At 57.9% G+C, this 10,136-nt stretch carries 6 protein-coding genes and 1 CRISPR repeat array (1 of these 7 cut by a window edge); of the genes, 5 read left to right on the top strand and 1 reads right to left on the bottom strand.

Going from position 1 to position 10,136, the window contains the following annotated elements:
* Positions 1 to 394: 394 nt before the first annotated feature.
* Positions 395 to 2,272, bottom strand: a complete 1,878-nt coding sequence (locus EHS19_RS07280) for a glycoside hydrolase family 13 protein (protein WP_421745407.1) — start codon at positions 2,270 to 2,272, stop codon at positions 395 to 397.
* 282 nt (positions 2,273 to 2,554) lie between these two features.
* Here EHS19_RS07280 and orn point away from each other — a divergent pair, with 282 nt between their 5' ends.
* From orn to cas2, 5 genes are all read left to right on the top strand, one after another.
* Positions 2,555 to 3,205, top strand: a complete 651-nt coding sequence (gene orn / locus EHS19_RS07275; protein WP_151917107.1) for an oligoribonuclease — start codon at positions 2,555 to 2,557, stop codon at positions 3,203 to 3,205.
* Positions 3,206 to 3,422: 217 nt separating this feature from the next.
* Positions 3,423 to 4,844 (top strand): DEAD/DEAH box helicase, encoded by a 1,422-nt coding sequence (locus EHS19_RS07270; protein WP_151917106.1) that lies wholly within the window; start codon positions 3,423 to 3,425, stop codon positions 4,842 to 4,844.
* Between the two features lie 327 nt (positions 4,845 to 5,171).
* Positions 5,172 to 8,621: a type II CRISPR RNA-guided endonuclease Cas9 gene (gene cas9 / locus EHS19_RS07265; protein ID WP_175578364.1), complete on the top strand. Its 3,450-nt coding sequence runs from the start codon at positions 5,172 to 5,174 to the stop codon at positions 8,619 to 8,621.
* A 3-nt stretch (positions 8,622 to 8,624) separates the two neighbouring features.
* Positions 8,625 to 9,530: a type II CRISPR-associated endonuclease Cas1 gene (gene cas1, locus EHS19_RS07260; RefSeq protein ID WP_151917105.1), complete on the top strand. Its 906-nt coding sequence runs from the start codon at positions 8,625 to 8,627 to the stop codon at positions 9,528 to 9,530.
* Entirely contained in the window at positions 9,527 to 9,859 is a 333-nt protein-coding gene (cas2, locus tag EHS19_RS07255) for a CRISPR-associated endonuclease Cas2 (RefSeq protein ID WP_151917104.1), read from the top strand. The genes cas1 and cas2 overlap by 4 nt, the downstream gene beginning before the upstream one ends.
* A gap of 50 nt (positions 9,860 to 9,909) precedes the next feature.
* Positions 9,910 to 10,136: a CRISPR direct-repeat array (repeat unit 36 nt; unit sequence CAAGCTTATCAAGAAGGGTGAATGCTAATTCCCAGC); it runs 168 nt beyond the window's last position.

The following is a 10,136-nucleotide window of genomic DNA, read 5'->3' as shown; positions in this document are numbered from 1 at the left end:
GGCCTGGTCATGCCCGAATGCGGCGGCCTCGACCTCAAACTCCCCGGACGCCAATAACCAGTAGGAACACCCCCCGAAACCAACCCACACAAACACCCGAAGAGTCGTTTTTCTCGTAGATAATCCTGATTTCGGGAAAGCTACGAGAAAAGCTTGCGCTACAAGGCCTATTTGCGCCAGTTTTTCTCGAGCTCAGGGCAAATCTCGAGATTCTCTTGCGCTGTGCAGTGGGCGCTGTGCAGTGGGGTTGCACAAGGATATCCCGAATTTCGATCGCGGCCGACTCGTCAGTGAATTAAATTCAGTGAACACAATTCGGGAGCATCACTCAATCACGTGTGAAACGGACCACTGGTATACGCCGTTCAGGTAAACGCAGGTCAATTACGCGCTTTCAGTCGGCCAGACGCAGCCAAACCGAGGTGTCCTGCGGCAGACGACCATCATCGGTGAGCGGGCCGGATGCGAGCAGCACGTCGCCTTTCGGCAGCGCGGCGGGGGTGGCGCCGAAATTCGTGATGTTCGCCCAGCCGTTCGCGCGGCGATACGCGATCACACCGCCCGGCTGGCCGTCGGCACCATCCCGCAGGCCACTCGGCCGATCTTCGGCAAGCCAAGTGCATCTCGTGTCCACGGTCTGCAGCTCGTGCCGCAGCGCCAGCACCCGCCGGTAGAAATTGAGCATCGACCCGGCATCGGCGTCCTCGACATCCACGGCGAAATCCTTGAACCACTTGGGCTGGGGAAGATGCGGTTCGCCGGTCGCGTCGTCGGTCGGCTCAGCTGCCGCCTCACCAGCCTCACCAGCCTCACCACCCGCCGCGCTCCCGTCGGCGGCGCGCGCCGGCGAGAAGCCGAACGAGCCGCCGTGGCCGAACTGGTCGCCCGGCCGGTCCAATATCGGCGCATCCGAGCCAACCCACGGCAGCGGCACGCGGCACCCGTCGCGTCCCTTGGTGGACTCCTCGCGATCGCTGCGCAGCGGCCACGGATCCTCCAGCCGATCCCACGGAATGTCCGGCACCTCGAACAGACCCAGCTCCTCGCCCTGATACACGTACGCCGAGCCGGGCAGCGCCATCTCCAGCATGAGCGCCGCCCGGGCGCGCTTCAATCCGAGCGGTCGGTTCTCGACATAGGTGCGTCCCATGCGCAGCGCCCAATCGGCGCTGATCTGATGATATTCGGGCGTCGGCACCTGCGGCAGCGCGTAGCGGCTCGCGTGGCGATGCACGTCATGGTTGCTCATCACCCACGTCGAGGTCGAGCCGGAGCGCTGTGCGCACGCCAGACCTTCGCTGATCGCCGCATGCATCGCATCGAACGTCCAATCGGCTTTGGCGAACTCGAAGTTGAAGATCTGCCCCAGATCGTCGGGCGAGGCGTACAGGTACTGCCGTTCGGGGCGCACCCACGCCTCGGCCACGGCGAAACGCGGCGGATCGTAGCGGTTGAACACCTCGCGACGCCACTCATGGTAGATCTCGTGCACCTCATTGCGATCCAGCACCGGGTGCGAGCCGTCCGCGGGCATGTCGTTGGTGCTCATCACGCCGTAATCGTCCAGATCGTCGCGATCAAGATCCTTGGCAAGCGCCTGCGCCACGTCCACGCGGAATCCATCGACGCCGTGATCGCACCAGAATCGCAGGGTCTTCAGGAAGTCGTCGCGTACCTCGCGGTTGTCCCAGTTGAAGTCGGGCTGCTCCTTGGTGAACATGTGCAGATACCATTGTCCGTCCGGCACACGCGTCCATGCCGGGCCACCGAAATGGTTCACCCACGTGGTCGGCGGTTCGTCGCCGTTCGGTCCCTTGCCGTCGCGGAAGATGTAGCGCGCGCGTTCCGGGGAGCCGGGGCCGGCCTTGAGCGCCTCCTGGAACCAGGGGTGCAGGTGCGAGCTGTGGTTCGGCACGATGTCCACCACCACCTTGATGCCGGCGGCATGCGCGGCGTCCGTGAGTCTGCTGAAGTCGTCCATCGTGCCCAGGCGCGGATCGACGGCGCGATAGTCGGCCACATCGTAGCCGCCGTCGGCCAGTTCGCTCGGGTAGAACGGCGACAGCCAGATCGCGTCCACGCCGAGGCGCTTGAGATACGGCACCTTTTCGGTCACGCCGTTGAGATCGCCGATTCCCGAGCCGGTGGTGTCCTTGAAGCTGCGCGGATACACCTGATAGACCACCGCCTGCCGCCACCACGGCGCCGGGTCGGTCGGATCGGCGGTGGTTGGCTTGGTCGCGCGCATCGCATCGGTTTCATTCGTCATCATGCCTGTCCTTCCTGATTGCCGCTGATTGCCGCTGATTGCCGCATTGACGATCATGCATGATTATCGCAAGCCGTGCGCACAAACCGCCACTGCAAAACCAAGGTTGTGCAAACCAAGGTTGTGCAAACCGGCGCTGTACAAACCACGGCTGCGCAAGCCGGCGCCGCGCCAGCCGAGGCTGCCGCAAGCCGCCGGCGCGCAAGCCGAAGCGCGTGGCGGGGATTGTAGCGGCAATGCGATACGCTGTACTGTTCCGTTCATGGTAAGGAAAGGGGCGCCACGATGGTGGATGCGCATGATGCTGAGGTTTACAGCGCGAAGGATTCGCGCCTGATCTGGATCGACTGCGAGATGACCGGACTTGACATCTTCGGCGGCGACGAGCTGGTCGAGGTGTCCGTGGTGCCCACCGACTTCGACCTCAACGTGCTGGACGAGGGTGTCGATTTCGTCATCAAGCCGAGCCAGAAGGCCGTGGACCATATGAACGACTTCGTGCGCAACATGCACACGCGTTCCGGGCTGATCAACGAATGGGAGCATGGCCTGAGCCTCGAGGAAGCCGAGAAGAAGGTCACCGAATACGTGCTGCGTTTCACGCCGGAAGGTGTGCGCCCGCTTCTCGCCGGCAACACCATCGGAAGCGACAAGAAGTTCCTTGACCATTACATGCCTGGCCTCATGAGCCACCTGCACTACCGCAGCGTGGATGTGAGCACCTTCAAGGAACTGGCCCGCCGCTGGTATCCGGCGGTCTATGAGAACCGTCCGCCGAAGAACGGCGGCCACCGCGCGCTCGCGGACATCATCGAATCACTTGACGAGCTGCGCTACTATCGCAAGGCGTTCATGGCGCCGGTCCCCGGCCCGGACGAGACGGCGGCCAAGGCCATCGCCGCCGAGATCGAGGAGACCAGCATCCTGAACAAGTGATGTAGTGAACAAGTGACGTAGTGAACAAGTGACGCCAAGCGGTCACCATTCGCAGACGTGGCCGCCGATGATTCCGCCGGCGCAGTCGGCATGAATGGCATGATCGGCATGATCGCTACGTCGGCGTGAGCGTCGATCAGCGGCGGCGGGCAGCGGTGGAACGCCAGGTACGCGCCGGCGGACGGCAGTGGGAATTCGATACGACAGGGACGATGCGATGAGACAATCCGAGGCACTCGCCATCCTGAACGCCGGCGCGAACGTGTTCCTGACCGGTGCGCCCGGTGCCGGCAAGACCTATACGCTCAACGAGTTCATTCGCGGGGCTCGTGCGGATGGCGCCGATGTGGCGGTCACCGCGTCCACCGGCATCGCCGCCACGCATATCAACGGCCAGACCATCCACTCGTGGAGCGGCGTGGGCGTGGCCACATCGCTGACCGCGAATCTGTTGAAGCTCATCCGCTCACGCCGCAAGCGCAAAATCGAAGCCACCGACATCCTCGTCATCGACGAGGTGTCGATGCTGCACGCCTGGCTGTTCGACATGGTCGATCAGGTATGCCGGGCGGTGCGCCACGATCCGCGGCCGTTCGGCGGCATCCAGGTGGTGCTTTCGGGCGATTTCTTCCAGCTGCCGCCGGTTTCCGTCTCCGGTCGCAACAACGATCTGATCGCGCCCACGCCGGAGTTCGTGGCCGCCCGGGAACGGTATGCGCGGGCCGGGCGCAACCCGGAGGGTTTCGTCACCGAATCGCTGGTATGGGATGAGCTGAACCCGGTCGTCTGCTACCTGACCGAGCAGCACAGGCAGGACGCCGGCGATCTGCTCACGGTCCTGACCGATATCCGCCGCAGCGCCGTGACTCAATCCGACCGGGATACGCTGGTCACACGTTTGGGCCGCATGCCCGAGCCCGGACAGGTCGCCGTGCATCTGTTTCCGGTCAATCGGCAGGCCGACGGGCTCAATGACCTGCGATTGCGCCAGATTCCGAGCGAAGTCCATGAATTCCATGCCGAAGCCGCAGGCCCGGTCAACCTGGTCGATCGGCTCAAGAAGAACATGCTCGCCCCCGAACGGCTGGTGCTCAAGGAGGGTGCGGCGGTCATGGCCCTGCGCAACGACGCCGACCGGCAGTTCGTCAACGGCTCGCTCGGCACCGTGCGCGGATTCGTGCCGGAGACCAAAGGCGGCTGGCCGATCGTGGAATTCGAGAACGGCAACATCGTCACGATGAAGCAGGCCTCATGGGAGATGATGGACGGCGAGACCGTGCTCGCATCCGTTCATCAGGTGCCGTTGCGCTGCGCGTGGGGCATCACCATCCACAAATCGCAGGGCATGACGCTCGACCGCGCGGTCATGGATCTGCGCCGCACGTTCGCGCCCGGCATGGGCTATGTGGCGCTCTCCCGCGTGGAGTCGTTGGATGGACTCTATCTGGCCGGCGTCAACGAACGCATGTTTCTGGTTTCGCCCGATGCCGTGGTGCTTGACGGCGACTTGCGTGAGGCTTCGGCTGCCGCCTCCGACCGGTTGGCTGATGAAGGCGTCGCCGCGTTCAAGCCCTCCGCCACCGCGCTCGACGCCGCACACGCCGCAGATGACGACTTCGCACAGGATGCCTTGTTCTAATGTCCTGCGTCAGAAGTTCGTTGATTATGTTGTTGGCTCCCCTTGTCAGGGGAGCTGGCCCGCGAAGCGGGACTGAGGGGTAGTGAATTCGTCAACGATTTTCTGACGCAGGACACTAGCTAGCTTTGCATTATCTGCATTATGAAAACGCGAAGACTTGAGCTATACTGATACCGCTAATTCTCAGTAAGGGTGGACTTGATAGCCACCTTGAACGCTCAGCAGTTAGCTGCTAGGGGCGAGCCTAATAAGTTCGCCCCGTTTTCATATAGCTGCAATGCATACAACGATGTTGTGTAAGTAGCTGTGGGAAGAAAGGTTGTTCCGATGTCAGGCAAGCGGTATCGGGTTGGTATTGATGTGGGCTTGAATTCGGTGGGTCTTGCCGCAATCGAAGTATCCGATGATGATGCCCCGGTGCGTCTGCTGAATGCGCAAAGCATTATTCATGACGGCGGCGTTGATCCTCAAAAGAATCAGGAAGCAATCACACGTAAGAATATGTCAGGTGTCGCCCGCCGCACTAGGCGTATGCGTCGCCGTCGTCGCGAACGTCTTCATAAACTCGACGTTCTTCTGCGTCGGTCCGGATACCCTGTCATCGATCCGGAAACGTTGGATGAATCGTTTGAGGAATGGCACGTAAGGGCTGAACTTGCCACTCATTACATCGAGGATGATGAGCTTCGCCGTGAGAATATCTCCATTGCCGTAAGGCATATCGCTCGGCACCGTGGTTGGCGCAACCCGTATCGCCAAGTGGACTCGTTGCTGGCTGAGAATCCATACTCCAAACAGTATGAAGAGTTGGCGAAGAACGCAGAGGCATATGTCAGCGGCTTAGCCGATCAGGAACTGACACCTGCCCAATTAGTGGTCGCTATGCTGGATGCCGGATATGCCGAGGCACCAAGGCTGCGTTGGCGGACCGGGAGTAAGAAGCCGGATGCAGAAGGCTACCTGCCGGTGCGATTGATGCAGGAAGACAATGCCAATGAATTGAAGCGGATCTTCGTAATGCAGAGAATACCCAAAGACGAATGGGCTCCTTTGTTCCGTAGTGTGTTTTATGCGGTATCGCCTAAGGGATCTGCAGAACAGCGAGTCGGAAAGGACCCGTTTGACGTGAACCAGCCGCGGGCGTTAAAAGCTTCGTTGGTGTTTCAGCGATACCGCATCGCAAACGTGATTACCAATCTGAGAATCAAGGATAGTTCGGCAGAGCCTCGCAGACTGACCGTTGACGAGAAGCAAAGCATTTTCGGCCAGCTGGAATCGCCGTCATCGCAAGACATCACTTGGTCGGACTTATGCGACTTCCTTGGAATCAAGCGCAGCCAGCTCAAAGGTGTAGGCACGCTTACGGAAGACGGGGAGGAGCGTATCTCCAGCCGTCCTCCGCGAATGATTACACCGCAGCGCATCCATAGCGCTGACGGAAAGATTCGCAAGCCTTTGGCTGCTTGGTGGAAGAACGCCACTGAAGACGAGCGGGAAGCAATGATTCGGCTGCTGGCCAACGTGGTGGATATCGATAAGGTTCGAGAAGATGTGTCGTACGCCACGGCGATTGACTTCATCGATGGGCTGAATGACGAGGCGCTCACGAAGCTTGATTCCATTGATCTGCCGTCCGGGCGAGCTGCATATGGTGTGGAAACCCTGCAGAAGCTGACCCATCGGATGCTGACCACCGATGATGATTTGCATGAGGCCCGAAAAGTGCTCTTCCAAGTAACGGATACTTGGCGTCCGCCGGCTGCTCCCATTGGCGAGCCGTTAGGCAATCCTGCGGTTGACCGTGTGCTGAAGATCGTGAATAGATATCTGATGAATTGCCGGCAACGTTGGGGTAATCCGGTCTCGATAAACATCGAGCATGTTCGTTCGGCGTTTTCGTCAGTTGCCTCCGCCCGTAAAGACAAGCGCGAGTACGAAAGAAGCAATGAACGTCGTTCTGTGTTCCGTGACTCGTTGGCGGAACAGCTACGTGTCGAGGAACACAAAGATGCTGTTCGTGAATCCGATTTGCGGAGGATGGAAGCCATTCAACGACAGAATGGACAGTGCTTGTACTGTGGGCGGACCGTTGCTTTCAGTACTTGTGAAATGGACCATATTGTGCCTCGAAAGGGCGTCGGTTCCACGAATACCAGAACGAATCTGGCCGCGGTGTGTGCACAATGCAACCGCATGAAGTCTAATATTCCCTTCGCGGTCTGGTCCAGAAGTGCGCAAGCCCAGAACCATGGTGTGAGCCTTATGGAGGCTAAGAAGCGCGTGGCGATGTTTACGTTCAATCCCAAGTCATATGCTCCGCGGGAGGCTAAGGCATTCAAGCAGGCGGTGGTTGCGCGTCTCCAGCAAACTGAGGAGGATGCAGCCATTGATAATCGCTCCATCGAGTCCGTGGCTTGGATGGCTGACGAACTGCATCGTCGTGTCGATTGGTATTTCAATTCACAGCGATATCTGAATTCTTCTTCGGCCGATGAGGAAGATGGGAAGATGTCGACTGCGGTATCGGTGTTCCAAGGACGCGTAACCGCTGCTGCCAGACGCGCGTCGGGCATTGAGGGCAAGATTCACTTTATCGCCCAACAATCGAAGACACGTTTGGATCGTAGGCATCATGCGGTTGACGCTTCGGTGATCGCGATGATGAATGCTCGAGCTGCCCAGATATTGATGGAACGCGAATCGATGAGGGACTCCCAACGCTTGGTGGGGCGTCTTATGCCGGGAGAGCGCTACTGGAAAGAGTATCCGTACGAGGGCTCCTCAGGCTATGGCTCATTCCATCACTGGATGGATGGTATGAATTCGCTGCTCGGATTGCTCAATGATGCATTGGATAACGACCGTATCGTTGTTACGCAGCCGCAGCGTTACATGCTTGGCAATTCCATTGCGCATGATGCCACGATTCATTCTCTCGAAAAGGTGCCTTTGGGGTCGGCCATGGAAGCGGATCTTATTCGGCGCGCTTCGACTCCCGCATTATGGTGTGCGTTGACCCGATTGCCTGATTTTGATGAGAAAAAGGGCTTGCCAGAGGATCCGAGTCGGCAGATTCGCGTGAATGGCGTTCATTATCATGCGGATGACGAAATCGGGTTCTTTGCTTCAAACGCTGCCCAGATTGCCGTGCAACAAGGATCAGCCGATATCGGTTCTGCGATTCATCATGCTCGCGTCTATCGGTGTTGGAAGACCAATGCCAAGGGTGTTCGGCAGTACTTCTATGGCATGATTCGCGTATTCCAGACCGATTTGCTCCATGCTCACAATGAGGATCTGTTTACCGTTCCGTTGCTGCCGCAGTCTATTGCGATGCGTTACGGCGATACCAAGGTTGTGCAGGCGGTGCAGAACGGCAATGCGCAGTATTTGGGTTCACTGGTCGTCGGCGATGAGATTGAGATGGATTTCTCTGGAGTGAAGACCGATGGCCAGATCGGTGAGTATCTGTTGTTCTTCTCGCAGTTCGGTGGGGGAGAGATTGCTGGAAAGCGTTGGGTTGTTGACGGTTTCTTCTCTAATTCCAGATTGCGGCTGCATCCACGGTATATCGCTGCAGAAGGACTAGCTAAGGCCTTTGAAGAGAGTGCCATTCCGGACGGAGTGCAAAAAATCGTCGCTGGTCAAGGATGGCTTCCTTCGGTTAACGTCGCAGGAGCCACAGCAATCTGCACCATACGTCGAAATGCTTTCGGTGAACGTAGGTTCCTTGCAAAAGGTCATATGCCTTGCTCGTGGCAGTGGAAGCATGAGTGAGCTATGCAGAACCAATGGCGCGTAATCGACTGTACTGATCTTGACGGCTCCGTTGCCTATGAACGGGGGAGAATGCGAGTCGTCAAGAACAATACGGGAGAGTGTGCGGATGTGCCTCTTGCACAGGTGGCGGTAGTGCTGTTGGGGTTGCATGTGAGGTGCTCTGCTGCGGTATTGCATGAGATGGCTCGATATGGCGTATCGGTCATGCTCTGTGACTGGCGTGGCGTGCCTGACGCCGCGTTGCATGCATGGACGGATTTGCCTACTACGGTTACGACACGGCAATTGGCGCAGTCGAGCATGTCGCTTCCGCGCAAGAAAAGCGCGTGGGCCCGCATTGTGCAGATGAAGATTCGTGGTCAGGCTGCTTGCCTTGATGCTTCCGGGCTCGAAGGCGGAGGATTATTACGAGGTATTGCCGCTGCGGTTCGTTCTGGAGACCCATCTAATTGCGAGGGGCATGCTGCGCGTGAATACTGGAAACGCATGTTTCCTGAAGATGATGGTTTCAAACGAATTCCTGGACAAGGCTATGGCCGTAACGCGCAACTGGACTATGCCTACATGGTATTGAGAGGATTTGCGGTGAAGGCGGTTGTGTCGGCAGGGCTGATTCCGTCTCTTGGTGTGAATCACCATGGGCGAGGCAATTATTTCTGTCTTGCCGATGATCTGCTTGAAGTGTATCGCCCGGCAGTGGATTATCAGGTCTCGTTGCTGAGCAATGAGGATTCATTGCAGGATAAGACGGTAAAAAAGTATCTGGTGGATGCGGTGAACCAGCAATTCAATGGTTCTGGGCTGACGATACCGAGTTCACTGAACGATTTTGCACAGCAATTCGGTTTGTACTGTGAGGGCAAGGTAGATCGTTTGGCAGTGCCGGAATATGTGGGCCAGTTATGAAACGCGATGAGGACAGTGGCGGCATGTGGTGTTTGGTCATGTTTGATTTGCCAGTGAAAACGAAACGGCAACGACATGCTGCGACTGTGTTCAGAAACATGTTGCTCGACATGGGGTACGGAATGGTGCAGTATTCCGTGTATGTGAGATATACGCCTACACAAGCCGGCAATAGGGCGACGGTGAAAATGATAAAAGACAATTTGCCTGCCGATGGATTGGTGCGAATCCTGCATATCAGTGATCATCAATGGTCTACTGCGGCTCGTTTTTCTTCAGGGAAGCGCGAATCGCGAGAGGAGACACCGGACTTCTTGACTCTTTTTTGATCGTGAAACAGCGTAGGACCGTTGGAAAATGGCCCTTCTTGATAAGCTATCAAGCTTATCAAGAAGGGTGAATGCTAATTCCCAGCATATTCGCATAATAGGAATCACCAGCCACAAGCTTATCAAGAAGGGTGAATGCTAATTCCCAGCCCGGGTTGGCGGGGTCATTGGACAGGTTCAAGCTTATCAAGAAGGGTGAATGCTAATTCCCAGCGATGCCATGAGCGCGATAGGCCGGGCGACAAGCTTATCAAGAAGGGTGAATGCTAATTCCCAG

The sequence above is a fragment of the Bifidobacterium jacchi genome, assembly GCF_009078285.1.
Lineage (GTDB): Bacteria > Actinomycetota > Actinomycetes > Actinomycetales > Bifidobacteriaceae > Bifidobacterium > Bifidobacterium jacchi.
The sequence above is the reverse complement of the archived record's forward strand: the minus strand, read 5'-3'. Positions and strand labels throughout refer to the sequence as shown.

What these genes read in the sequence shown, in the direction of transcription:
- EHS19_RS07280 (WP_421745407.1), bottom strand. Translation starts at nt 2,272, where the DNA reads ATGATGACGAATGAAACCGATGCGATGCGCGCGACCAAGCCAACCACC.
- orn (WP_151917107.1), top strand. Translation starts at nt 2,555, where the DNA reads ATGGTGGATGCGCATGATGCTGAGGTTTACAGCGCGAAGGATTCGCGC.
- EHS19_RS07270 (WP_151917106.1), top strand. Translation starts at nt 3,423, where the DNA reads ATGAGACAATCCGAGGCACTCGCCATCCTGAACGCCGGCGCGAACGTG.
- cas9 (WP_175578364.1), top strand. Translation starts at nt 5,172, where the DNA reads ATGTCAGGCAAGCGGTATCGGGTTGGTATTGATGTGGGCTTGAATTCG.
- cas1 (WP_151917105.1), top strand. Translation starts at nt 8,625, where the DNA reads ATGCAGAACCAATGGCGCGTAATCGACTGTACTGATCTTGACGGCTCC.
- cas2 (WP_151917104.1), top strand. Translation starts at nt 9,527, where the DNA reads ATGAAACGCGATGAGGACAGTGGCGGCATGTGGTGTTTGGTCATGTTT.